Origin of the sequence: Trabulsiella odontotermitis, from assembly GCF_001297775.1 — a bacterium.
GTDB classification, from domain to species: Bacteria; Pseudomonadota; Gammaproteobacteria; order Enterobacterales; family Enterobacteriaceae; genus Trabulsiella; species Trabulsiella odontotermitis.
Map to the genome: position 1 here is coordinate 111,578 of NZ_LIFX01000005.1, position 24,860 is coordinate 136,437.

At 55.3% G+C, this 24,860-nt stretch carries 23 protein-coding genes and 1 tRNA gene; 17 read left to right on the forward strand and 7 right to left on the reverse strand.

Features of this window, described 5'->3' with window-relative positions; all coding sequences use genetic code 11:
* Positions 1 to 205 precede the first annotated feature (205 nt).
* From pnp to mtr, 5 genes are all read left to right on the forward strand, one after another.
* Positions 206 to 2,341: a polyribonucleotide nucleotidyltransferase gene (gene pnp, locus AOY23_RS07910; protein WP_054178998.1), complete on the forward strand. Its 2,136-nt coding sequence runs from the start codon at positions 206 to 208 to the stop codon at positions 2,339 to 2,341.
* Between the two features lie 110 nt (positions 2,342 to 2,451).
* Positions 2,452 to 3,336 (forward strand): lipoprotein NlpI, encoded by an 885-nt coding sequence (gene nlpI / locus AOY23_RS07915; RefSeq protein WP_054178997.1) that lies wholly within the window; start codon positions 2,452 to 2,454, stop codon positions 3,334 to 3,336.
* Between the two features lie 107 nt (positions 3,337 to 3,443).
* Positions 3,444 to 3,524 carry a protein YrbN gene (gene yrbN / locus AOY23_RS22525; protein ID WP_152958492.1) on the forward strand — a complete coding sequence of 27 codons (81 nt, stop codon included), beginning with the start codon at positions 3,444 to 3,446 and terminating at the stop codon, positions 3,522 to 3,524.
* Entirely contained in the window at positions 3,517 to 5,406 is a 1,890-nt protein-coding gene (locus AOY23_RS07920; protein ID WP_054178996.1) for a DEAD/DEAH family ATP-dependent RNA helicase, read from the forward strand. Before yrbN ends, AOY23_RS07920 begins: the two co-directional genes overlap by 8 nt.
* Before the next feature lie 147 nt (positions 5,407 to 5,553).
* On the forward strand, positions 5,554 to 6,798 hold the full coding sequence (gene mtr, locus AOY23_RS07925; protein WP_054178995.1) for a tryptophan permease: 1,245 nt from the start codon (positions 5,554 to 5,556) through the stop codon (positions 6,796 to 6,798).
* A gap of 39 nt (positions 6,799 to 6,837) precedes the next feature.
* On the opposite strand, the gene AOY23_RS07930 is transcribed toward mtr, so the two are convergent.
* Entirely contained in the window at positions 6,838 to 8,340 is a 1,503-nt protein-coding gene (locus AOY23_RS07930) for a helicase HerA-like C-terminal domain-containing protein (RefSeq protein ID WP_054178994.1), read from the reverse strand.
* A gap of 134 nt (positions 8,341 to 8,474) precedes the next feature.
* Between AOY23_RS07930 and AOY23_RS07935 the strand changes: the two genes are divergently transcribed.
* Positions 8,475 to 10,112, forward strand: coding sequence for a dihydroxyacetone kinase subunit DhaK (locus AOY23_RS07935; protein WP_054178993.1), 1,638 nt, complete (start codon positions 8,475 to 8,477; stop codon positions 10,110 to 10,112).
* Positions 10,113 to 10,152: 40 nt separating this feature from the next.
* Here the strand turns inward: AOY23_RS07935 and AOY23_RS07940 are convergent, their stop codons facing one another.
* The 6 genes from AOY23_RS07940 to ahr form a co-directional block, all read right to left on the reverse strand.
* Positions 10,153 to 11,472: an ABC transporter substrate-binding protein gene (locus tag AOY23_RS07940; RefSeq protein ID WP_054178992.1), complete on the reverse strand. Its 1,320-nt coding sequence runs from the start codon at positions 11,470 to 11,472 to the stop codon at positions 10,153 to 10,155.
* Positions 11,465 to 12,541 carry an ABC transporter ATP-binding protein gene (locus AOY23_RS07945; protein WP_054178991.1) on the reverse strand — a complete coding sequence of 359 codons (1,077 nt, stop codon included), beginning with the start codon at positions 12,539 to 12,541 and terminating at the stop codon, positions 11,465 to 11,467. Before AOY23_RS07945 ends, AOY23_RS07940 begins: the two co-directional genes overlap by 8 nt.
* A 5-nt stretch (positions 12,542 to 12,546) precedes the next feature.
* Positions 12,547 to 13,371: a phosphodiesterase gene (locus tag AOY23_RS07950; protein ID WP_054178990.1), complete on the reverse strand. Its 825-nt coding sequence runs from the start codon at positions 13,369 to 13,371 to the stop codon at positions 12,547 to 12,549.
* A gap of 11 nt (positions 13,372 to 13,382) precedes the next feature.
* Positions 13,383 to 14,270, reverse strand: a complete 888-nt coding sequence (locus AOY23_RS07955; RefSeq protein ID WP_054178989.1) for a carbohydrate ABC transporter permease — start codon at positions 14,268 to 14,270, stop codon at positions 13,383 to 13,385.
* Positions 14,260 to 15,141 (reverse strand): carbohydrate ABC transporter permease, encoded by an 882-nt coding sequence (locus AOY23_RS07960; protein WP_054178988.1) that lies wholly within the window; start codon positions 15,139 to 15,141, stop codon positions 14,260 to 14,262. Before AOY23_RS07960 ends, AOY23_RS07955 begins: the two co-directional genes overlap by 11 nt.
* A gap of 125 nt (positions 15,142 to 15,266) precedes the next feature.
* Positions 15,267 to 16,286 (reverse strand): NADPH-dependent aldehyde reductase Ahr, encoded by a 1,020-nt coding sequence (gene ahr, locus AOY23_RS07965; protein ID WP_054178987.1) that lies wholly within the window; start codon positions 16,284 to 16,286, stop codon positions 15,267 to 15,269.
* Positions 16,287 to 16,507: 221 nt separating this feature from the next.
* Here ahr and AOY23_RS07970 point away from each other — a divergent pair.
* From AOY23_RS07970 to AOY23_RS08015, 11 genes are all read left to right on the forward strand, one after another.
* A tRNA-Leu gene (locus tag AOY23_RS07970) sits at positions 16,508 to 16,592 on the forward strand.
* Positions 16,593 to 18,075: 1,483 nt separating this feature from the next.
* Positions 18,076 to 18,651: a recombinase family protein gene (locus AOY23_RS07975; protein ID WP_035892798.1), complete on the forward strand. Its 576-nt coding sequence runs from the start codon at positions 18,076 to 18,078 to the stop codon at positions 18,649 to 18,651.
* A 754-nt stretch (positions 18,652 to 19,405) separates the two neighbouring features.
* Positions 19,406 to 19,570 carry a hypothetical protein gene (locus AOY23_RS22795; RefSeq protein ID WP_160316732.1) on the forward strand — a complete coding sequence of 55 codons (165 nt, stop codon included), beginning with the start codon at positions 19,406 to 19,408 and terminating at the stop codon, positions 19,568 to 19,570.
* Between the two features lie 743 nt (positions 19,571 to 20,313).
* Entirely contained in the window at positions 20,314 to 22,203 is a 1,890-nt protein-coding gene (locus AOY23_RS07980) for a DEAD/DEAH box helicase (protein ID WP_054178986.1), read from the forward strand.
* 43 nt (positions 22,204 to 22,246) lie between these two features.
* The gene (locus tag AOY23_RS07985) at positions 22,247 to 22,678 is read left to right on the forward strand and encodes a hypothetical protein (RefSeq protein ID WP_054178985.1); all 432 of its coding nucleotides are present in this window, start codon (positions 22,247 to 22,249) and stop codon (positions 22,676 to 22,678) included.
* The gene (locus AOY23_RS07990) at positions 22,675 to 22,881 is read left to right on the forward strand and encodes a hypothetical protein (RefSeq protein WP_015387042.1); all 207 of its coding nucleotides are present in this window, start codon (positions 22,675 to 22,677) and stop codon (positions 22,879 to 22,881) included. Before AOY23_RS07985 ends, AOY23_RS07990 begins: the two co-directional genes overlap by 4 nt.
* A complete protein-coding gene (locus tag AOY23_RS07995; RefSeq protein WP_054178984.1) occupies positions 22,878 to 23,066 on the forward strand; it encodes a hypothetical protein in 189 nt (62 codons plus the stop codon). Before AOY23_RS07990 ends, AOY23_RS07995 begins: the two co-directional genes overlap by 4 nt.
* On the forward strand, positions 23,050 to 23,631 hold the full coding sequence (locus tag AOY23_RS08000) for a hypothetical protein (protein ID WP_054178983.1): 582 nt from the start codon (positions 23,050 to 23,052) through the stop codon (positions 23,629 to 23,631). The genes AOY23_RS07995 and AOY23_RS08000 overlap by 17 nt, the downstream gene beginning before the upstream one ends.
* Entirely contained in the window at positions 23,631 to 23,864 is a 234-nt protein-coding gene (locus AOY23_RS08005) for a hypothetical protein (RefSeq protein WP_054179087.1), read from the forward strand. Before AOY23_RS08000 ends, AOY23_RS08005 begins: the two co-directional genes overlap by 1 nt.
* A gap of 14 nt (positions 23,865 to 23,878) precedes the next feature.
* A complete protein-coding gene (locus AOY23_RS08010) occupies positions 23,879 to 24,118 on the forward strand; it encodes a hypothetical protein (protein ID WP_054178982.1) in 240 nt (79 codons plus the stop codon).
* A gap of 2 nt (positions 24,119 to 24,120) precedes the next feature.
* Positions 24,121 to 24,813 carry a hypothetical protein gene (locus tag AOY23_RS08015; protein ID WP_054178981.1) on the forward strand — a complete coding sequence of 231 codons (693 nt, stop codon included), beginning with the start codon at positions 24,121 to 24,123 and terminating at the stop codon, positions 24,811 to 24,813.
* Positions 24,814 to 24,860: the final 47 nt, after the last annotated feature.

Genomic DNA, 24,860 nt, shown 5'->3' on the forward strand with positions numbered 1-24,860 from the left:
TTTCAAGCTGACGGCAGCAATTCACTGGAAACTAATGTATTGTTGCTTTAAATGATCTTCATTGCAGAGGTTCGCGCGGCTAATGAGAGGCTTGACCCGGGGTGGGTTAGGATTGTCATTAGTCGCGAGGATGCAAGAGGATCGGGTGCACTGGTCGGCATACCAGCATGGTGTGCTGTCCCCCAATCAAGTAAAGGATATTATTTTGCTTAATCCGATCGTTCGTAAATTCCAGTACGGCCAACATACCGTAACGCTGGAAACCGGCATGATGGCGCGCCAGGCAACGGCCGCTGTGATGGTAAGCATGGATGACACCGCGGTATTCGTTACCGTGGTCGGTCAGAAAAAAGCCAAGCCGGGTCAGGACTTCTTCCCGCTGACCGTTAACTACCAGGAGCGTACTTACGCTGCCGGTAAAATCCCGGGTGGTTTCTTCCGTCGTGAAGGCCGTCCGAGCGAAGGCGAAACGCTGATTGCGCGTCTGATTGACCGCCCGGTTCGCCCGCTGTTCCCGGAAGGTTTCGTTAACGAAGTCCAGGTCATTGCGACCGTGGTTTCCGTTAACCCGCAGGTTAACCCGGATATCGTGGCGATGATTGGCGCTTCCGCAGCGCTGTCGCTGTCAGGCATTCCGTTCAACGGCCCAATCGGTGCCGCTCGCGTTGGTTACATCAACGACCAGTACGTACTGAACCCAACCCAGGAAGAGCTGAAAACCAGCAAACTGGATCTGGTGGTTGCCGGTACTGAAGCCGCTGTGCTGATGGTGGAATCCGAAGCGGAACTGCTGAGCGAAGATCAAATGCTGGGTGCGGTGGTCTATGGCCACGAGCAGCAGCAGGTTGTCATTCAGAATATTAACGACCTGGTCAAAGAAGCGGGCAAACCGCGCTGGGACTGGCAGCCAGAAGCGGCAAACGACGCGCTGAACGCACGCGTTGCTGCACTGGCGGAAGCGCGTCTGAGCGATGCTTACCGCATCACTGACAAGCAGGAGCGTTATGCTCAGGTTGACGTGATCAAATCTGAAACCATTGATGCGCTGGTGGCAGAAGACGAAACCCTGGACGCTAACGAGCTGGGCGAAATCCTGCACGCTATCGAGAAAAACGTTGTTCGTAGCCGTGTACTGGCAGGCGAGCCGCGTATCGATGGCCGCGAAAAAGACATGATCCGTGGTCTGGATGTGCGTACTGGTGTGCTGCCGCGTACTCACGGTTCCGCACTGTTCACCCGTGGTGAAACACAGGCGCTGGTCACCGCGACCCTGGGTACCGCCCGTGATGCGCAGATCATCGACGAACTGATGGGCGAGCGCACTGACAGCTTCCTGTTCCACTACAACTTCCCTCCGTACTCTGTCGGTGAAACCGGCATGGTCGGTTCGCCGAAGCGTCGTGAAATTGGTCACGGTCGTCTGGCGAAACGTGGCGTGCTGGCGGTTATGCCGACGATGGATGAATTCCCGTACACCGTGCGCGTAGTGTCTGAAATCACCGAATCTAACGGTTCTTCTTCTATGGCTTCCGTCTGTGGCGCTTCTCTGGCGCTGATGGACGCGGGTGTGCCGGTGAAAGCCGCCGTTGCGGGTATCGCGATGGGTCTGGTGAAAGAAGGCGACAACTTCGTTGTGCTGTCTGACATCCTGGGCGATGAAGATCACCTGGGCGACATGGACTTCAAAGTGGCGGGTTCCCGCGACGGTATCTCTGCCCTGCAGATGGATATCAAAATTGAAGGCATCACCAAAGAGATCATGCAGGTTGCTCTGAACCAGGCTAAAGGTGCGCGTCTGCACATCCTGGGCGTGATGGAACAGGCGATCAACGCGCCGCGTGGCGATATCTCTGAGTTCGCGCCGCGTATCCACACCATTAAGATCAACCCGGACAAGATCAAAGACGTGATCGGTAAAGGCGGTTCTGTGATCCGCGCGCTGACCGACGAAACCGGCACCACCATCGAAATCGAAGATGATGGCACCGTGAAGATCGCAGCGACCGACGGCGACAAAGCGAAACACGCTATCCGTCGTATCGAAGAGATCACTGCCGAGATCGAAGTGGGCCGTGTCTACAACGGTAAAGTGACCCGTATCGTCGACTTTGGTGCATTCGTTGCCATCGGTGGCGGTAAAGAAGGTCTGGTACACATCTCTCAGATCGCCGACAAGCGCGTAGAGAAAGTGACCGACTACCTGCAGATGGGTCAGGAAGTACCAGTGAAAGTGCTGGAAGTTGACCGTCAGGGCCGTATCCGTCTGAGCATTAAAGAAGCGACCGAGCAGTCTCAGCCTGCCGCCGCGCCGGAAGCACCGGCTGCGGAACAGGGCGAGTAAGGTTGCCATTTGCCCTCCGCGAAAGCGGGGGGCGTATTGACCCGGCAGGATGCCTGATTTGCAACCGGGGAACAGGACGTTCATCCAATAGTTGTCTTCGGGAGTGGGAAATGAAGCCTTTTTTGCGCTGGTGTTTCGTTGCGACAGCACTCACCCTGGCAGGATGCAGCAACTCTGCCTGGCGTAAGAGTGAAGTCCTCGCGGTACCATTGCAACCGACTTTGCAGCAAGAAGTGATTCTGGCACGCATGGAACAAATTCTTGCCAGTCGGGCTTTAACCGATGACGAACGCGCACAGCTTTTATATGAGCGCGGAGTGTTGTATGATAGTCTCGGTCTGAGGGCCTTAGCGCGAAATGATTTTTCACAAGCGCTGGCAATCCGACCGGATATGCCTGAAGTATTCAATTACTTAGGCATTTATTTAACGCAGGCAGGCAATTTTGATGCTGCCTATGAAGCGTTTGATTCTGTACTTGAGCTTGATCCAACTTACAATTATGCGCATTTAAATCGCGGCATCGCACTGTATTACGGCGGTCGCATTAAGTTAGCGCAAGATGATCTGCTGGCGTTTTATCAAGACGATCCCAATGATCCTTTCCGAAGCCTGTGGCTTTATGTCGTTGAGCGTAAGCTCGACGAAAAACAGGCGCGCGAAGCACTGAAACAGCGCTTCGACAAATCGGATAAAGAGCAATGGGGATGGAACATTGTCGAGTTCTACCTCGGTGACATTAGCGAACAAACGCTAATGGAAAAACTGAAGGCGGACGCAACGGATAACACCTCGCTCGCTGAGCATCTCAGTGAAACCAACTTCTATTTAGGTAAGTACTACCTAAGTCTGGGGGACAGGGACAGCGCTACGGCACTGTTCAAACTGGCGGTGGCTAACAACGTTCATAACTTTGTTGAGCACCGATACGCATTGTTGGAATTATCGCTCCTGGGCCAGGAGCAAGATGACCTGGCAGAATCGGACCAGCAATAGCTGACGAACATATATCAGCCCAAAGTCTTTTTGATTGCCATCACCTTCGCGGGTGAGGGCTTTATTGTTCGTTAATTCAACTAATTTGAGCCGGTTCACACTTTTCAATGAAAATTGCCGTAAGTTTTCACGATGAGTTATGTAGACTGGCCGCCATTGATATTGAGGCACACGTACTACATGGCTGAATTCGAAACCACTTTTGCAGATCTGGGTCTTAAGGCTCCTATCCTCGAAGCACTCAACGATCTGGGTTACGAAAAACCATCCCCGATCCAGGCGGAATGTATCCCGCACCTGTTGGGCGGCCGCGATGTTCTGGGTATGGCCCAGACTGGTAGCGGTAAAACCGCAGCGTTCTCTTTGCCGCTGCTTAACAATCTTGATCCGGAACTGAAAGCACCGCAAATCCTGGTGCTGGCGCCGACCCGCGAACTGGCGGTTCAGGTTGCTGAAGCAATGACGGATTTCTCTAAACATATGCGCGGCGTAAACGTGGTTGCCCTGTACGGCGGCCAGCGTTATGACGTGCAGTTACGCGCCCTGCGTCAGGGGCCGCAGATTGTCGTCGGTACGCCGGGTCGTCTGCTGGACCACCTGAAACGCGGCACTCTGGATCTCTCTAAACTGAGCGGTCTGGTACTGGATGAAGCTGACGAAATGCTGCGCATGGGCTTCATCGAAGACGTAGAAACCATTATGGCGGAGATCCCGGAAGGTCATCAGACCGCGCTGTTCTCCGCAACGATGCCGGAAGCAATCCGCCGCATTACCCGCCGCTTCATGAAAGAGCCGCAGGAAGTGCGCATTCAGTCCAGCGTCACCACCCGTCCTGACATCAGCCAGAGCTACTGGACTGTCTGGGGCATGCGTAAAAACGAAGCGCTGGTGCGTTTCCTGGAAGCGGAAGACTTTGATGCGGCGATTATCTTCGTTCGTACCAAAAACGCGACCCTGGAAGTGGCTGAAGCCCTTGAGCGCAGCGGCTACAACAGTGCGGCGCTGAACGGCGACATGAACCAGTCCCTGCGTGAGCAGACCCTGGATCGCCTGAAAGATGGTCGTCTGGACATCCTGATCGCGACAGACGTTGCGGCCCGTGGCCTGGACGTTGAGCGTATCAGCCTGGTGGTGAACTACGATATCCCGATGGATACCGAATCTTACGTTCACCGTATCGGCCGTACCGGTCGTGCGGGTCGTGCTGGCCGCGCGCTGCTGTTCGTTGAGAACCGCGAGCGTCGTCTGCTGCGCAACATCGAACGTCTGATGAAGCTGACCATTCCGGAAGTGGAACTGCCGAACGCAGAACTGCTGGGCAAACGCCGTCTGGAAAAATTCGCCGCGAAAGTTCAGCAGCAGCTGGAAAGCAGCGATCTGGACCAGTACCGCAACCTGCTCGGCAAACTGCAGCCGGAAGGTCAGGAACTGGATATGGAAACGCTGGCCGCTGCACTGCTGAAAATGGCGCAGGGCGAACGTCCGCTGATCCTGCCGCCGGATGCGCCGATGCGTCCGAAGCGTGAGTTCCGTGACCGTGACGATCGCTTTGAGCGTCGTGGCGACCGTAACGACCGTAATGATCGTGGTTCGCGTGAAGATCGTCCGCGTCGCGAGCGTCGTGATGTGGGTGATATGGAACTGTACCGCATTGAAGTGGGCCGTGATGATGGTGTTGAAGTTCGTCATATCGTGGGCGCTATCGCCAACGAAGGCGACATCAGCAGCCGTTACATTGGCAACATCAAGCTGTTTGCGTCTCACTCCACCATCGAGCTGCCGAAAGGCATGCCGGGCGAAGTGCTGCAGCACTTTACGCGTACCCGCATCCTGAACAAGCCGATGAACATGCAGCTGCTGGGCGACGCGCAACCGCGTACCGATCGCGGCGGCGAACGTCGTGGCGGTGGTCGTGGTTTCGGTGGCGAGCGTCGTGAAGGCGGTCGTGGTGAAGGTCGTCGCTTCTCTGGTGAACGTCGCGAAGGCGGCCGTAGCTTTGGTGGCGAGCGCCGCGAAGGTCGCGCACCGCGTCGTGATGACAACGGCAGCAGCCGCCGTCGTGACGCGTAACCACCGCGTAAAAAACTACGTTCACTGACGTAAAGTAAAATATACAGCCCCGATCCTGTGATTGGGGCTTTTTTTATTCCATTTGTACTCATGTACTGGTACAGTGCTTCACGTTATCAGATCACCGTTTTTCTGGAGAAGGCTCGCATGGCGACACTCACTACCACAGCAACCCGACCGTCACTGTTTGGCGGCGTGGTCATCATCGGCGGAACGATTATCGGGGCAGGGATGTTCTCATTACCTGTCGTGATGTCCGGTGCGTGGTTTTTCTGGTCGCTGGCGGCGTTGCTTTTTACCTGGTTCTGTATGCTGCATTCCGGGCTGATGATCCTTGAGGCTAACCTCAACTACCGCATCGGCTCCAGCTTCGACACCATCACCAAAGATCTGCTCGGCAACGGCTGGAACGTGGTGAACGGGATTTCAATCGCGTTCGTGCTCTACATCCTGACCTACGCCTATATCTCGGCGAGCGGTTCGATTCTACACCACACCTTTAGCGAGCTGTCGCTGAACGTACCCGCACGGGCGGCAGGCCTCGGCTTTGCTTTGCTGGTGGCATTTATTGTCTGGATGAGCACCAAAGCGGTCAGCCGTATGACGGCGATTGTGCTGGGCGCGAAGGTCATTACCTTCTTCCTCACATTTGGCAGTCTGCTCGGGCACGTCCAGCCTGCAACGTTGCTGAACGTTGCGGAGCCGAATACCTCATACATGCCTTACCTGCTGATGACGCTGCCGTTCTGTCTGGCGTCGTTTGGCTATCACGGCAACGTGCCGAGCCTGATGAAGTATTACGGCAAAGATCCCCGTACCATCACCCGCTGCCTGATTTACGGCACGCTGCTGGCGCTGGGGCTGTACGTGATCTGGTTGCTGGGCACGATGGGCAACATTCCTCGCCCGGAGTTTATCGGCATCGCGCAGGCGGGCGGCAACATTGATGTGCTGGTACAGGCGCTGAGCGGCGTGCTGAACAGCCGTAGCCTTGATGTGCTGCTGGTGGTGTTCTCCAACTTTGCGGTGGCGAGCTCGTTCCTCGGCGTCACACTCGGCCTGTTTGATTACCTGGCGGATCTGTTTGGTTTTGATGATTCCGCGATGGGGCGTTTCAAAACCGCGCTGTTGACCTTCCTGCCGCCAGTGATTGGCGGTCTGCTGTGGCCGAACGGTTTCCTGTACGCCATTGGCTATGCAGGGCTGGCGGCAACGATCTGGGCGGCGATTGTTCCGGCGCTGCTGGCGAACGCGTCGCGTAAACGCTTTGGCAGCCCGCGGTTTCGCGTCTGGGGCGGCAAGCCGATGATTGTGCTGATCCTGCTGTTCGGCATCGGCAACGCCGCGGTGCATCTGCTGTCGAGCTTTAACCTGCTGCCGGTCTATCAGTAACCGAAATCGCGCTCCCCGCCGGGGAGCGCGGTATTAACACTACCGGCGTCTTCCGCCTAACAAACTTCCCAGCACGCCACGCACAATCTGGTTGGTCACCTGACGCGCCGCGCTTTTCGCCATGGTCTGCACCACGCCGTCTCGCTTGCCGCCACGTGGCCCGGTACTGCCGAAGAGAATGTCCTTCAGGCCGCCAAGCAGACCGTCATCGACTTCAACGTTATTCCCTTTCACTGGCGGTGCGCTTTGCGCTTCCGTCGTCGCCTGAACGCCTTTTTGCAGCTTCTCAAAGGCCGATTCACGATCGACATCTTCTTCGTACTTGCCGTACACTGGCGAGTTGTTGATAAGCCCGTTGCGCTCATCATCCGTTACTGGCCCCATGCGTGAGCACGGAGCGATCACCATCGCACGTTCGACCACCGACGGACTGCCTTTTTCGTCAAGGAAGGAGATCAGCGCTTCGCCGGTACCCAACTCCTGAATGGCTTTCTCGGTATCAAACGCCGGGTTGGCACGCATGGTTTCCGCCGCGGCTTTCACCGCTTTCTGATCTTTCGGCGTAAAGGCGCGCAGCGCATGCTGAACGCGGTTACCCAGTTGCCCGAGCACCTTGTCTGGCACGTCGGATGGGTTTTGCGACACAAAGTACACGCCGACCCCTTTTGAACGGATCAGGCGGATCACCTGTTCGACTTTATCCAGCAGGACGTCAGGCGCGTCGCTGAACAACAGATGCGCTTCATCGAAGAAAAACACCAGTTTCGGTTTTTCGAGATCACCCGCTTCCGGCAACTGTTCGTACAGTTCGGAGAGCATCCACAGCAGGCTGGCGGCGTAGAGTTTCGGCATCTGGTAGAGCTTTTCCGCGCTGAGGATGTTGATGATCCCTTTGCCGTTGCTGTCGGTACGCATCCAGTCTTTGATGTCGAGCATCGGCTCGCCGAAGAAATGTTCCGCACCCTGTTGCTCCAGCGTCAGCAGCCCACGCTGAATAGCGCCCACCGACGCGCTGCTGATGTTGCCGTACTGGTTCTGGAAGCCTTTGGCGTTATCACCGATGTACTGCGTAATGGCGCGCAGATCTTTAAAATCGAGCAGCAGCAGGCCCTGGTCATCGGCAATCTGGAAAATGATATTCAGCACGCCGGACTGCACTTCATTAAGGTTCAGCAGGCGGGCGAGCAGCAACGGTCCCAGATCAGACACCGTGGCGCGTACCGGGTGGCCTTTTTCGCTGAAGATATCCCACAGCACCACCGGATTATCATGAGGCTCCCAGTCAGTGGCGCCGATCTTTTTTAGTCGCTCCTGCAGCTTCTCTGACGATTGCCCCGCTCTGGCGACGCCAGTCAGGTCGCCTTTCACGTCGGCCATAAAGACCGGAACGCCAATCTCCGAAAAGGATTCCGCCAGCTTCTGCAGGGTGACGGTTTTGCCGGTTCCCGTCGCACCGGTAATCAATCCATGCCGGTTCGCCATGCCTGGCATTAAAAACAGCTCTTTGTCGATGGTACGAGCTATTAACAAGGGTGCGCTCATGATTCTTCCTCCGTTGGTCCTGCGAGCAGTATAGGCAACCTGACACCAAAGCGACTCAGTAAATTCTGCACTTTGCGGCGTATTATCCAGTGCGAACTATGCTTTGCATACGGTTTACTTTTTTTTGGGAAATTATGTCCAGATTCTTTTTTAATGACCGCAAACAGCTGGTTAATGATGCCATTGAAGGTTTAGTGTTGTCTGCGCCGCATGGCAATCTTGTGAAGCTGGATATCGATCCGGCAATTCGTATCGTCGCGCGTGGCGACTGGGATAAATCCCGCGTGGCGGTGATTTCGGGCGGCGGTTCGGGGCACGAGCCTGCGCACGCCGGGTTCGTCGGCAAGGGGATGCTGACCGCCGCGGTGTGTGGCGATCTCTTCGCTTCGCCGAGCGTCGATGCGGTGCTGAACGCCATTGTGGCGGTGACCGGTGATCGCGGCTGCCTGCTGATTGTGAAAAACTATACCGGCGATCGCCTTAACTTTGGCCTCGCGGCGGAAAAAGCAAAACGCTACGGCCTGAAGGTGGAAATGGTGATCGTCGCGGACGACATCGCGCTGCCGGATAACAAACAGCCGCGTGGCATTGCCGGCACGGCGCTGGTGCACAAAATCGCCGGGTACGCCGCCGAGCAGGGCAAATCGTTGTGCGAAGTACGCGACATCGCTCAGAAGGCCTGCGACAGCGTGTTCAGCCTCGGTGTGGCGATGGAAACCTGCAATCTGCCGGGCAGCGAGGATGACGAAAGCCGTATCAAACACGGCCAGGTTGAACTGGGGCTGGGGATCCACGGCGAGCCGGGTGCTTCCACCGTCGACAGCCACAACAGCAAAACGATCATTGATACGCTGGTGGCGCCGCTGAAAGAGAAAGTGGGCGATGCGCGTGTCGCGGTACTGATTAACAACCTCGGCGGTGTGTCGGCGCTGGAGATGGCGCTGCTGACGAAAGAGCTGGCGCACTCGGCGCTGAAAGATCAACTCGCGTACCTGATTGGCCCGGCGCCGCTGGTCAGTTCGCTCGATATGAAAGGGTTTTCGCTGTCGCTGCTGACGCTGGATCCTGGCTTTGAAGCGGCACTGAAAGAAGAGGTCGAGACCGTCGGCTGGCAGAAACCCGTTGCTTTCGCACCACTGAAAACACTGAAGCACGGTAAAATTCACGACAGCGTGGAAGTGACGCCCTCTGACAACCCGCGCGTAAAAGCGCTGGTGGCGACAGCGACGCAAACGCTGATCAACCTTGAGAACCGGCTGAACGCGCTGGATGCGAAAGTCGGTGACGGCGATACCGGCTCCACGTTTGCCGAAGGCGCGCGCGAAATCGCACAGTTGCTGGCGCAGAACAAACTGCCGCTGAACAATACCGCGCAACTGCTCCAGTTGACCGGCGAACGGCTGGCCACGGTGATGGGCGGCTCCAGTGGCGTGCTGATGTCTATCTTCTTCACCGCGGCGGGGCAGTCGGTGCAGGATGGCAAAGCATTGCCGGACGCGCTGCTGAACGGCCTGAAGCAAATGAAACACTACGGCGGCGCGGATCTCGGCGATCGCACGTTGATCGACGCACTCCAGCCTGCGCTCGAAGCGTTGCGCGACAGTGATCTCAGCGCGGCCATCACCGCGGCGAAGCAGGGTGCCGCGCGTACGGCAACAATGCAAAAAGCGGGTGCCGGACGTTCATCCTACGTGAATAAACAGAATCTCGATGGCGTGACCGACCCGGGAGCGGTGGCGATTGCGGAGGTGTTTGCAGCGATCGGGCAATAACGTTCTGACGCCTTCACACAGGGTGAAGGCGCCAGTGGTGTTACTTCACTTCAGCCAGCGCGGTTTTCTCAACGTATGGCTTCATCAGGGTGTCGGCTTCCTGCTGCGCGGCTTTGGCGGCCGCTTCCGGCGTTACTTTCTGGTCGTTAACCACGGCAGCCAGTTGGTTTTCCATCGCCTTACGAACCGCTACCGTTTCGTAAGTGGAGTACCACGGATGCGCGTATTTCAGCTGTTCCAGGGCGATCGCCGCGCGCGGATCTTTTTGCAGATACGCTTTCATTTCCGGCGTATCGTACGAGGCTTTGCGCGGTGAGAAATACCCCGTAAAGCGGCTCCACTCGCCGTTAACCTGCGGGCTGATAAGCCAGGTCAGGAACTGATACGCGGCTTTTTTCTGCGCATCGGAAATGCCTTTGAAGCTCACCAGACTGGCGCCGCCAATCGGCACTGCGCGCTGTTCTTTGGCAGGCATCATCGCCACGCCCAGCTCGAAGTCTTTCGAGTTTTCACGCATAAAGCCCAGTGCGCCGGTGCTCAGCATCGCCATACCAACTTTGCCGGAGAAGAACGCGGCGCTGATCTGCTTGGAGTTCAGCACACCGGACGGCATTACTTTGTCTTTGTAGATCAAATCCTGCCAGAAGCGCAGCGCGCCGATAGTGGACGGGGCGTCGTAATACACTTCGCCAGGATAGTCTTCGTTAAAGTACTTACCGCCGTTGGCGCGAACCAGCGAAGAGAAGATCCAGCCGCCGTAGTCATCGTTCGTTGACGGCAGCATGATCCCCCACTGGCCTTTGCTCTCGTCAGTCAGTTTTTTGGCCGCGGCCAGCAGTTCCGTCCAGGTTTGCGGCTCTTTAAGACCGGCCTGGTTGAACAGCGTTTTGTTGTAATAGAGGATCGGCGTTGAATTGTGAAACGGAATGGCATAGGTCACGCCCATCACCTGCGCGTTTTTATGCATCGCCGGGAAGAATTCGTTCAGCAGGAAAGGACCGGCCTTTTGATTGCCGAATTTGAACAGCTCGTCCATCGGCAGGATTTCGTCTTTCAGCGCCAGGTCGGTGGTGAAGTTAGCGGACATGATCACCAGCGCGGGCGGCTGCCCGGCCTTTTGCGCGGATTCCGCTTTGATTTTGGTGGTGTCGTAGTTGCCGGTGAAAATGCCGCGGACTTCCACATCCTGCTGCGAGTCGTTAAAGACTTTAATGACGCGGGTCATTTCCTTTGTCAGCTGACCGTCGACCGGTGCCGGGAACATAAAATCGATTTGTTCTTTCGCCAGCGCCGTACCGCTAAAGGCAAGTACGATACTGACGGTGAGCGCCTGCAACTTCTGTTTCAGGGGCTTAAGCATAATGGTCAATCTCCTGGAGTAAGTTGTGCTGTTTCTCAGCATGAAAAAGATGAATATCCGACGGCGAAAAGCCGAGGGTAAGGGTGTCGCCCTTGTCAGGCACTGCCCCGCGGTGGCGGCGGCTGTAGCGCAATGTCCCGACAGGGGTGCTGACGTGGAGCAGGTAATCGGCTCCCATCAGTTCTCGTTGCATCACCGTCGCGGGCAGAACGAGATGGTCGCCCGTGGGGTGATCGGTAATGTGTTCCGGGCGCACGCCCAGCCAGACGCGCGTCTCCTCGCGGGAGAGTGGCGGCAGCGGGTGCGTCACTTCGCCGAGTTGCACCTGGCCTTCCGCGCAGGGCAGCAGCACCAGGTTCATCGCTGGGGAGCCGATAAACCCGGCCACGAAGAGATTCGCCGGGCTGGCGTAGAGATGCTCCGGTTTGCCCACCTGCTGCACGTAACCGTTGTTCATCACCACAATGCGGTCAGCCATCGACATCGCTTCGGTTTGATCGTGGGTGACGTAGATGGTGCTGGTTTTGAGCTGCTGATGCAGGGCCATAATGCTGTCGCGCACTTCGCTGCGCAGACGTGCGTCGAGGTTGGAGAGCGGTTCGTCCATCAGAAACAACCGTGGATTGCGCACAATCGCCCGCGCCATCGCCACACGCTGGCGTTGACCGCCGGAGAGCTTCGCCGGTTTACGATCGAGCAGTTCCTCCAGTTGCAGCATCTGCGCGACCCGCTCGAGGCGCGGCTGCCAGCTGGCTTTCTCCTCTTTGCGGATCTTCATGCCGAAGGTGATGTTGTCGCGCACCGACAGATGCGGAAACAGGGCGTAGTTCTGGAAAATCATCGCGAAGTTGCGTTCGCGCGGCGACAGCGAGGTGATGTTCTCGTCGTTCAGCCAGATTTCGCCGTCGCTTACCGCTTCCAGCCCGGCGAGCAGGCGTAGCAGCGTACTTTTACCGCAGCCGGACGGCCCGACCAGCACCACAAATTCCCCTTCGCCAATGTCCAGCGACAGCGCATTCAGCGCCGGTTTGCCGTCGAATTCCTTACTGATATTGTGCAGGTTCAACATGGCGATTAGCGCTCTTGCGCCGGGCAACTGGTGTTTTCGTCATACAGCCACGGTCCGGCGTACTGCGCCAGCGAGTGCTGATAACTGACCCACTGTTCGCCCACCTGGCGGTGCATCACGCAGGACGACGGCGACATGTCGTAATACGGGCGCGTGTCTTCAAAGTGGTAAGGTACCTGATGGACGGTGGCGGGTACCGTGGCAATCGTCGCCTGGCGGTACTGCGTCATGGTCAGGTTATGGTTATGACCACAGAAGATGCGTACCAGCGACGGAAAACGCTCCACCAGCGCCAGCAGACGATGACCGTTTTCGCAGAAGATAGGGTCCATCTGCGCGTTACCCAGCGGCAGCGGCGGGTGATGCATAAACACCGCGGCAGGCTTGTCGCCCCCTTCAAACAGCTGCGCTTCCAGCCATTCGAGCGTCTCTTCCGTCAGCCAGCCTTTGGAATGGCCCGGCAGGCTGGAATCGATAAACAACAGGCGGGTGGCGAAGTCATCCACCGCGTAGCGCATGTTCTGCGGATCGTTACCCAGTTGCGGGCACAGCGGTTGCAGATATTCCAGGAACAGGGCTTTGTCATCATGATTGCCGGGGATCAGCAGCAGCGGATAATGCAGCGCGCCGAGCGTCTGGCGGGCGACGAGGTACTCTTCCGGGCGACCGCAGTTGACGATATCACCGCTGACGATGACCGCGTCCGGGCGTTCGCGCAGGGCGTTGAGTTGCGCCACCACGTCGGCATTACCGGCGTTGACGTCGATAAAACCATACAGTTTCTGACCCTGGCTACGGAAATGGGTATCGGAAATATGCGCTAACAGCATGAAAAAACTCCTTATTTTATGCCTGAGAAACCGAAGCTTCGCAGGAACTGTTTCTGAAATGCGATAAAAGCGATCATCAATGGCAGACAGACCATCAGCGTCCCGGCGCCAATCATTCCCCACTGCCCGCCGGATTCCGCGCCCATGGCGAAGGAAACCAGCCCGACGGTTAATACCTGTTTGTCCGGATCGTTGAGCATCATCAACGGCCACAAATATTCGTTCCAGTGATAGGTAATGCTCACGGTGGCGAAGGCCAGCACCGACGGCCACGACATCGGCAGCAGCACGCGATACAGCACCTGCCACCAGCGGCATCCCTCCATCAGCGCCGCCTCTTCCAGCTCTTTCGGAATGGCGAGGAACGCCTGACGCATCAGGAACACGCCAAACGCCGACGCGAAATAGGGCATCATCACGCCGGTCAGCGTGTTGAGCAGGCCGAAGGTTTTCAGCGTCATCATGTTCGGCACCATCATCACCACCGGCATGATCATCAGTTGCACGAGAAACAGCAGGAACAGCGTCTGCTTGCCGCGAAACTCATGGCAGGCAAAGACGTACCCGGCGGTGGTGATGGTCAGCAACTGCACGGCAAAAGTGCCGAAGGTGAAGATAATGGTGTTGGCGTACAGGCTCAGCCAGTTCGCGCTGTCCCAGGCATCGCGGAAGTTATCGAAGGTCAGCGGGAAACGTGGCAGCACCGAGGCCATTCCCTCGCCAAAGGTACTGGCGCTGAAGGCCGACGACAGCATCCACAGGAACGGACTAATCCATAACAGCGCCATGCAGCTCATCAGCACGCTGAGGGTGACGGTTTTCGAACGGCGCAGACGCAACCACAGCGGGCGCGAGGCATTTTGCGTGCGGGTGATGGCTGGCGAGATCTCAACGCTCATGGTGCGCACCTCGTTCCAGTAATTTCAGGTTAATGAAAGAGAAAGCGAACAGCCCGGCCAGCGTCAGGAATGTCGCGGCGGAGGCTTTGCCGAGGTCATGGGTATCCCACGCCAGATTCTGGATGTAATAGAGCAGCACGCTGGTGGCGTTGTCCGGCCCGCCGCGCGTCATCACCGCAACGTGGTCAATCTGCGTAATGGAGTAGATGAGCGCCGTCGTAACCACAAAGCTCAGCGTCGGGCGCAGCAGTGGCAGCGTTACTTTGAAAAAGATCTGCGTTGGTGTGGCGCCTTCCATCATCGCCGCTTCGCGCGCCGAAACCGGAATGCTCTGCAATCCGGCGAGGAAAAACAGCATGTAATAACCGGCGAATTTCCACACGCCAATCAGCGCCAGCGCATACAGCGCGCTGTTGCTGCGACCGAGCCAGTTGTTGTTCATCGGCCCGAACAGCTTCGCCAGATAGTAATCCAGCATCCCCATGCCTGGCATAAAGATGAACAGCCACAGCGCCGCGGCGCTGACCATCGGGATAATCATCGGAAAGAAAAAGGCGGTGCGCAGCCAGCGGTTAACGCGGTGGTTTTCCCACAGCGCGACGGCCAGCAACAACGCCAGCGCCACGCCGGGCACCACCGTCAGCAGGATATAAATCAGGTTGTTGACCAGCGACTGCCAGAAGACGGCATCTTCAAACAGACGGATGAAATTGCCCATGCCGACGTACGGCGCTGTTTCGCCCGCCATGCGGGTATCGAACAGGCTGTCATATACCGAGCGCAGCAGCGGAAAATAGGTAAACAGCAATAAAAACAGCAGGGAAGGCGACAGGATAAGCCAGGGAAGCCAGGTTTTTTTCGTCATCATCATCGGGCTCGCTAAGGCGTTTCAAAGCGACCCAGTCTGGAACAGATTTACTGCAAATGAATGGCGGTAAGATGATGATTTTATGAACAGGTCGTTTTTTGGCCCTCTCAGGGGAGAGGGCCGAGGGATCAGAAATCCGCTTTCAGCACCACACGATAGCGCGCTTTGCCATCACGAAGGTGTTGCAGGGCGTCGTTGATTCTGGACATCGGGAACAGTTGCGTCGTTGGCGTAACGCCGCTGCGCCCGGCGAACTTCATCAGTTTACGCAGTTCCGACGGGTTGCCTGTCGCCGAACCGGAGACGCTGCGATCGCCCGCAATCAGCGTAAACGCCGGAACCGATAACGGCTTGAGCACCGCGCCGACGGTATGGAAGTTGCCGCCATAGGTCAGCGCTTCGAAGTACGGCTGCCAGTCGAGGTCAACGTTAACGGTGTTGATGATCAGATCGTACTGACCCGCCAGTGCCTGTAACGCGGCCGCATCACGGCTATTGACGACCTTATCGGCACCCATCGCACGGACTTCCTGCTCTTTCGCCGGATTTGAACTGAATGCCGTCACTTCCGCGCCCATGGCATGCAGCAGTTTAATAGCGATGTGCCCCAGCCCGCCGATACCGATCACCCCCACGCGGCTGGTGGCCGTGACGTGATGCATTAGTAACGGTTTAAAGACGGTGATGCCGCCGCACAGCATCGGCCCTGCGCTTTCGATATCAATGTTTTCCGGCAGCGGGATCACCCATTGCCAGTCAGCGCGCAGCTTATCGGCAAAACCACCACGGTTGATGATGGTCGGCACCGCGCCTTCCAGGCAGTTGATTTGATTACCGCTGATACAGGCATCGCAGTGACCGCAACTGCGCGCCGTCCAGCCCACGCCCACGCGCTGCCCGACTTTCAGCCCTTTGCCCTGCGCCGCACTGCCGAGCGCCACCACGCGACCGATCACCTCGTGGCCCGCCACCAGCGGATACTGCGACATACCCCATTCGTTGTCGATCATCGACAGATCCGAATGGCAGATCCCGCAGTAATCCACCTGTACTTCCACATCTTCCGGCATCAGTTCACCCGCGTCGTACTCCCACACTTCCAGATCGGCACCCGCTTGTTTTGCGGCATAGCTTTTTATAATCGTCATCATGCTTTCCCGTTGTTGGTGTTGAACTGGAAGTGTAGAGCATGCGCGAGGCAGGCGCTTTGGCAGAAGGAGGCATGGGGGTGGGGTAAAAATGTGACTGCGCCAACGCTAACGTACTGAGACGATGAATTTTTCATCACTTAACGGCGGGACCCCGCATCGTCGCTTGCATGGGCGCGTGTGACAGGTATAATCCATCACGTTTCCGCATCCCCTTCCGTGCCGGAGTGGCGAAATCGGTAGACGCAGTTGATTCAAAATCAACCGTAGAAATACGTGCCGGTTCGAGTCCGGCCTTCGGCACCAAGTCACTAAATTCCTTACAATACAGCTAGTTAGACAATAAAATCTGTCTCTTTTGCCTGTAAGAAATGCTCTGTTATGTCCCTTGAAAAAGCCGCTGTGGTTGATAGTGGTAATTGGGATGTTAACTCATAGCGGCGTGTAGTTCCAAGCGTCAAACACGTACTGACTCAACTTGAAAGCTATGACGTAACCACCGTCTCTAAACAATCCCAAAAACTTTTAGTGAAGCGCATTTTAGCCCGATGCCCCCGTTCTGTCGCCGTCGCGAGACGTCGCAGGGGATAAACAGGTTTATGGTGGTCACGGTACTTGCAGACCATATGCAAGCTCTGCCAGCGGTTCGGCCTCGCTCCCTTTGGGTACATGGTCATCCTGATAAGCCTCACTAACTGACATAACCCTGATGCAGTCGCCAGAGGCTCCGCTTGTTGCCTTACCACCAACGGGGCATTAGGCACGGCTTGCTTTTATCAAACGCATTCTCTGCCTTTTATAAACAAAAAATGCTCTTGCTGCTGGATTAATTTTGGATGCAATCTAAGTTTAATTGGCTGATGGGTGGCTCCGTCCGCATAACGCCCCAGCTCCTTGATTTCAGGATACTGGGGCGTCCCTTTATCGAGGCTCTGGTACTGTGCTGCTTCGATTTAGTTTCTGACGTTGCCTTAGCTATGAAGAGTCGTTAACCTGAGACTAATCCTAATGTAGCGTTTGGGTGACTATGCAAAAGAACAGAAGTCCGTTGATTTATCTCATTACTACCGCTGTTATTGTTGCTGTGATTTCTTCGATTGCCACGGCTTACTTTGTTTCGCTAGAAAAACGTAAACTTGCACAAAGATATACTAATCAAACTACCATAAGCATTGCTCGCAATCTGGCGTATCAGGGGGTTTTCATCACGCCCCACCAAATGGATGCTGTTACAAATGCCATCGCCAGCGGTGCTAATTTTCGTTTGGGGTACGTCCACACTCACTGTAATAAGTCTGAGTGTTACAAAAAGTATGGTGTCTCCATTCCCGTGGTTTCGAATTGACTGAGTGTTGATTCAGACTGTAGGCGGAGTCCCCGGCTTGAAAAATTGCACGCTTATGGTTGCCCCTCCCTCAACGATTAAGGCTTCAACTTCCCCCGTGCGCCTCTCCCAGCCGAAGGCTGGGCGGGCTGTATATCGATTTGCCTTCCTCTGTGGCGTTTATGACCCTGTTTCGCGTTTTGACCGTGAGGCTGTGGGTTAGGGTTACTCTTCTCTTTAAACGCTAAATCACTCCTGAATCTCCACTGTTAAAGCACTTTGCGTTGATGCTTGGCGCTTATCTTGGCTGTCGTTATTGTTTTGACTTTGGTGTCATCAATCGTTCGATTCTTGCTACCTGCCTGAGTGATTACTATCTGGTGTCATCAATTTAGGGTTTGACTAAATGCTACCACCAATGCAATGATGCTACCGTTTTGTGATACCAGACGGGTGAGGTGAACCATGAGGACTTTTATCTACTGCCGCGTTTCAACACGCGAGCAGGATACGCAGAATCAGGTGCTGGCTATTGAGCGTGCCGGGTACAAGGTGCCGGAGAGCAGGGTAATCAGCGAGGACATTTCCGGTAGTGTTCAGGCTATGCAGCGCCCTAAATTTCGGGCGATGGTTGAGCACAAGCTGGAAGCGGGAGATCAGCTTGTCGTGCTGAAACTGGACAGGCTGGGGCGTGACAACATCGACGTACAGCAGACCATCGACATGCTGTTAGAACGCGGCGTGAAGGTGGTGTCTCTTGACCTGCCAGCGCACGACCTGACTTCATCCGAAGGCACGTTAATCAGACACATGTTCGGAGCCTTTGCGGAGTTCGAGCGGAACCGTATCCGTGAGAGGACACTGGACGGGCTGGAGAAAGCGAAAGCCAATGGCGTTAAGCTGGGACGCAAGGAAGCCACCGACACCACTCAAAAGGTGCAGGAGCTGCGGAGTGAGGGGCTGTCTCAATCGAAGGTAGCGAAGCGTCTCGGCGTTAGCGTGAGCACTGTTAAACGCCACTGGAACAAGGGCGAGGGGTGATGACCTACAAGCAAACGAGGTGCTACGGCTGGCCGTTACTGGGCTGTGGGTGACGGATGGCCTACAACTTTTGTATGGGTATCAGTGGCTTACTCCGTGCTTAATCTCTCAATTATATGATTTATAATGTGTTTTCGTATTACTTGCGGCTCTCGATGTGAAGAGGTGGCGGGGCTTTAGCCGTGCCAGACGATGAACATCGAGATCAGATTGTGAATGTGATTCATCACTGAACAATTCGAGGGATGGGGCAGGGGAAGGGGTTCAACGGTAATTTATTCAAGATGTGGTTAGGTTGACTAAGATTTATACAGACTTATCATTATTAGGTTTGCTTATTCATATCAACTTTATTAAGTATCACTTATAATTCTTGAATGAATTATCTATGGAGGTTCTTATCTGGTGTCATCTCCTAGATGGCAAGTGCTGCGCCTCAGTGGCTCCGCTTTGCCTTAACGCGGAGACGTTCCGCCGTCTCCACACCTCTCAACGGTGCAGTGCTTACGCCTGCTTGCACTCACCTGTTCGGCTCGTTTATCAGTCGCCGCCTGCTGCTGCGCTTCTCTTTCGCTTTGCGAAATGCGATGCTCGGCGCTCCTCACAACCGTGTTAGCCGCGCTGGCAATCCGGCGGGGATATGTAGTGAGACGGTTTTCACTTGGTGATGATGACTGCCACTTGTCTGATGATCATTCAGCAATGTAATCTGTGAACGGATTGGAATGGACTTATGCCGTAGGGAGTTGACCGTATGGAATACTCAGAAAATAAGTGTCGTGCTAATGATTCAAGTGTTGAACTGAGACGGCTATTAGCTGAGCTGGTAGTGATTCTTGAAATGAAAGAAATGATTGAATCAATACAGGAGAGGAAGAGTTATTTCGGAATTGATAACACTGATTCAGATAATCATTGAAAGCATTAATCAGCTTGTTAACTGTTATACAGCGTATCTTCGTTCGTACCGCTCATTGATTCATCGTATTCGATGACAAGTCATCTCATACTCTTCATCATTCGCCGATTGGCTTAACGTTCGCTACGCTCACTGCCAATCGCTCACTCCGATACAACTTCTTAAAACCATTATACAAATAGCTGTCAAGAAATTTAAAGCTGATAATTCCGATCAATATTAATTTATTGATCTGTAAAATTTATAGGTAATAAAGATAACCGTTTAACCAACTGTATTTATTAATAAATTTAAAAGTGTCTAATAAGAAGGACAGATACCATAAAATGCCTACAAATCCACACTTGAGTAGCCTACATCACCTTGTCTGCTAACTCCTTGCTAATAGTGGATTGTGGCGCACTTGCTTTAGAAGACGGCTACTGTGGGGAGACTAGCCCCGGATAAATGAGAGCTACTAATAAGGGAAAGGCTACCGACCAGTAGAAACTTGTACTAAGGCAGACTGAAACCGCAAGCCCGCCTACTATCCATCCCGCTGCAATGCCCGCCGTGTCTGCATTTAATCTAAATCACGGGATGAAGATCACTACTAAAGAGAGCCAGAACATCAGCGCTATTGCAATAGAGGCATCTACTGTGAGAAGCGGTACACCCGCCGCTGCTTTGCGCGGTGGTGGTTCTTTCACCAACGTCACTCCCGTGCCGCTCTAAACTCACTTTAATTTCTTGGAGAATTTATCATGCCGAATAGATTAAACCGCCTGCTGGCTCAGGCCGCAGACGTTGACCCTATTAACACTGCTGCCGCTGACGCCCAACAACTTGTACAAGATAAGATTATTGTGTCCCGTAACAAACAATGTCCCATCAAACGTAAACCTGTACAGGCTGCGTTTAATACCGAAACCAAAGAGTTTTACTTTAACGCTGACGATTCTGTTATGTCGTTCCGTGAATGGAAAGAAGCGAACGGCATCGGCCGCAAGCATCATGCTCGCCGCTCTGATGTCGGGCTGCGTCAAGTCATCCAACCCGGCGATGCAATCCATTGCCGACGCGCTGAGATTGAGCAATGGCTGAACAAGAAGCCCGCTCGTTATGTTGACCCGCTGCCGCCAGATTTCCCCGGTGTGCGTGTCGATGATGCCGCATTGAAACCGCGCGAGCACGCCATCCCGGAAGCGACCACGGGGCAAAACGCCTTTCTTAAAGCCTGTCGCGAGTTCCTGATTTGCGACGATGCCACCCTGAAAAGAATCAATCGCGGCATGAGCCAACTGGAAGCTATGCGCCATGCTGACTTTACGCGAATGGGGGACAGCCCGGCTTTCCGTCAGTTGTGGTGCGGTGAGCTGAAACCCACGGATGATAATTTCAATACGCTGAATCTGCATTGTGACGTTGGGGGCGCTGGCCTGCCGCCGTCCATCCCGCCGCTGGTTACAGCGCCGTACAGGTTCCGCGAGCTGGAGCAATGCGACCGCCCGGCGTTTGTACCATTACCGCCGCCAGACGGGGGCGACTGGCGACCCGGACAGCAGGACGTAGCCGCCGCTGTGTTTGCCCGTGACCGCGATATGCTGGCGGTGCTACCGACCGGGTACGGAAAGACGGCTGCATTCATCTATGCCCTGCAATTTGAATCCGGTGCTGGCGAGGGGCTGACCGTTATCGTTGTGCCGACGAACACCATCAAGCAGCAGGTGCTACAGCAGTTAAGGGAGGCTGGCGTTCACGCGGTGGCCTTTGGCGATAAACTACCGAAGCGGCGTAATGCGCAGCAACTTGCGGGGCTGGCTGCCGGGGCGTTTCGGGTGATTGTCGTTTCTCCTGAGCATCTGGTGCCGGGAAGTCAGGTGCTGGCGGCGCTGATGGCCGCTGGTGTGGACAGGTTCATCATCGACGAGGTTCACACCGTTGATGACTGGGAGTTTCGCACTGCTTTCCCCGCGATGAAGCACACCCTGCAAAATGCCTTTCCTGATGCGCAGCGTTGCGCGTTTACCGCGACCCTGCGAAGAGGTGATGAGTTTGAGCTGATGAAAGAGCTGGGCTGTCGTGGCGAGTTCCTGACCTTCCGCGCCAGCGCTGCCAGAGAAAACATCCAGCTTGTTCCTGTTCGGCAATGTGAAGCGCAGCGCAGCGCTGCTGTTGGTCTGGTCGATGCCCTCCCGGTGGATGAAAAAACGCTGGTTATGGTGGACAGTATCAAGATGCTTTACGCGTACCTCGACGAGCTGGGAAGCCGCGCCCGGCCTTATCATTCCGACACCCGCCGTCTGAGCCGTGACCAGCGTCACGCTAACGCTGACTGGTTCGCCAGCACCCCCGGCGCTGTTCTGGTTGCGACCAAGGCTTTCGGATTGGGGGCTGACATTCACGATATTCGTAACGTCATTGTGACTTATGTTCCCGAAGACCTCGCCGACATGGTGCAGATGATTGGACGTGCCGGGCGCGATGGGGAACCTGCCCGCGCTTTCATACTCTGGTCATCGCTGGCTCTGTATGGCGACCCCATCACCTATGACGCCGACTCTGCCCCGGTGCCGTCCGGTGTACCTGATGAGCTGGCAGCGTTGTACCGCCCTGAAAACTGCAATTGGGGTTACATCTCCCGTTTCCTCTGAGCTGACTGGCTCGCCTGTTTAATTTCCTCTCTGGAGAATCCACATGCCTGATGAAACCGCGCTGCATTGCGCGGGGCGTTCTGACGCCCTGCTTAATGCCCAACTGGCCTACGCCCTGAACGGATATTCATTTGACGGACTGGCGTCACACCATGTTCACGCTCTTAATCGTGAGGCCATATTGCGCCGGGTAAGCACACCACTACAGCGCTATTGCCTGCTCAATAACTGTGAGCCTTGGGAATGTATCGCTGCGGTATTGAACCGATTTCGACGCCGGGAGGATGGCTCTCGTATTTGGCCGACCTACCGTATGGCTCGCGAGATCTTTAATGGGACTGTTCACCCTGCCGACAAGACGCGCGACGAGATATTTCAATCCGTGCAGCGTCGCCTGTTTTTACCAAAGCCAGTACATGCCGAGGTCATTCAACACCTGCGTGTAATGGGGCTAACTGGAGACAACCACCAATGACGAAATCTGAATTTGAAAATGAAACGTGGCGAATGAAAGGCTTGCTTCTTGGGGCGCTGATTCGCCGCCTTGAGGAAGACAAGGCTGGTGAGTCGCGCATGGCCGCAGCGGAGTTATCCAGTGCGGTCAACTTCCTTAAGGCCAATGCCGTAGAAGCGCCGGACACGTCATTTAACCGTGTATTTGAGGATGACGAGCAATGACACCCGCAGAGTTTAGAGCATGGTTTGCCACCCTGCCGCCGAATTATCAGAGCGCCGCACGCACCATGTACGACAACGCCCGCAAGTCGGGCACACATACTGCGTCAAGCCTCGCTTTGATTAAAAACCTTGTAGAAGATTCGATTAACTTTGATGGAGAGTTTCTGTATGACAACCACCAGTAACGCAACCCTGACCATTGCCGACATCCAGCACATTAACCGTTTGTGCATTGTTGAGCACATGAACAACGCGCAGATTGCTGATGCCACTGGTTTCAGTCTGGCAGATATCGACGCCGTAATCCGTGGCGTTTACGTGGACGATCTCGCCGAACAGTGGAAGGATGACGCTGATATTACCCTGCAAGAATACGACACTATCCGCCGTCGCTATCAGCCCGGCAAGTTGCATCGGGACACTGAGTATGCCATCGCTCGCGATATGCTGATTCGCCCTGAAACTGTGTTGGCTATCGCACATTCCCGCTTTAGCAATGCTCACACGCACCCGGCAGAGAAAACCGTGAAGGTGAAGCCAGCTAAGCCGAAAGCAATGCGCAAGTTAGTGCCTACTGATTTAGATGAAATCCACAAGTTAGAGCGCTTCGGTTGGCCTGCTGCGGATATCGCCGGGAAGCTGGGCGTCCCTGTTGAGGTCGTCGCGCATGTGCAACGCTGCCTGAGAAATCGTTGGTCGTACCCGGATACTCTGGAGTCTGTTAACTCCAAATTCAGCGAGGCTGAATGATGGCAGAGAACGAACCGCTGCACCCCGCCGTTAACCCTGATCTCTACGTGAACCTTGACGAACAGCGTGAAGGGTACGCCCCGTTTGAATCACGCGGCTGGGATGTGCTGACACAGAATCTGTCCGGGGAAGGGCGAACTGATCCCGGCCAAACACTTAGCCAGAATCCAAGGCAGCGACCGCGTGGCTCCGTTGGCGAGCGACGTTGGTTGCGTCGTCATGGCCTTATCTAACTGAGGATTATTTCATGAGCACCATCATTTTAATGGAGCCACGCCGCGCGGCTGATTGCGGGCAACAACTGAAATTTATTGCCGAAGCCTTGGATCTTCGTCAAATCGATTTGGCTCATGTGTACCAGATCGACAGACAAGATCTCGGCAAAGCGTACCACGGACAGAAGATGATTCCTGCCCGATGCGTACACGCGCACATGCTTTTACTTGAACTGGCACACCGCCGAGTTACATCACAAGAGGTTGCATAATCATGGCTGATCAGAATGTTAATCCGTACCTTTCCGGTGCTGATGCTGCGCCACAGCAATTGCCATACATGGCCGCACCTGTCGGGGCTGATAATGGCGCATCCCGCTTTAGCTCTGCGCCTGCCGATGACGATTTCCTGAAAACGCAACCAGTTAACGGCAACGATGGCGGACAGTGGAACAAAGGCAACATTGCCAATCAGCAAGACCAGAACGCCGATGTTGCCGTTCAGGTTGGCGATACTATCCCCCTGATGGATGGAACAGCTATTGAGTACACCGCCGAGCTGCAAGGATTGATGGGGCAGTTTCACCAGTCCATAGAAAGCCAGCTAGGTCAGGGTACAGTTGACGCGATGTTGCAATACGCTGGCACACTCGACGCCGGGACGCAATCCACCCTTGAACGGATGGTTATGTCTGGCGACCCTGCGCAGATGCAGCGGGCAGTTCAGTACCTGCACGAGAGGATGGCCGCAGGCACTGCGACTGGTTATGTTCCATCGCAGGGGAACCCATACGGCCAGCCTGCCGCGCAATCTGTCGGAATGTCACATGCGGAGTTTATCGCGGCGTATGACCAGCTTTCGCAGTGGGCGCAGCAATCAGGGTATGGCCCCGGCCATCGCCAGTACGACGATCAATACCGCGCTCTGGTTGCGCAGCGCTCCGCTGGCAAACGCGCTGGCCGTTAAGCAATCGCCTGTCCTGTCTTCCCCACGTCTTAACCTTACGTTTTAGA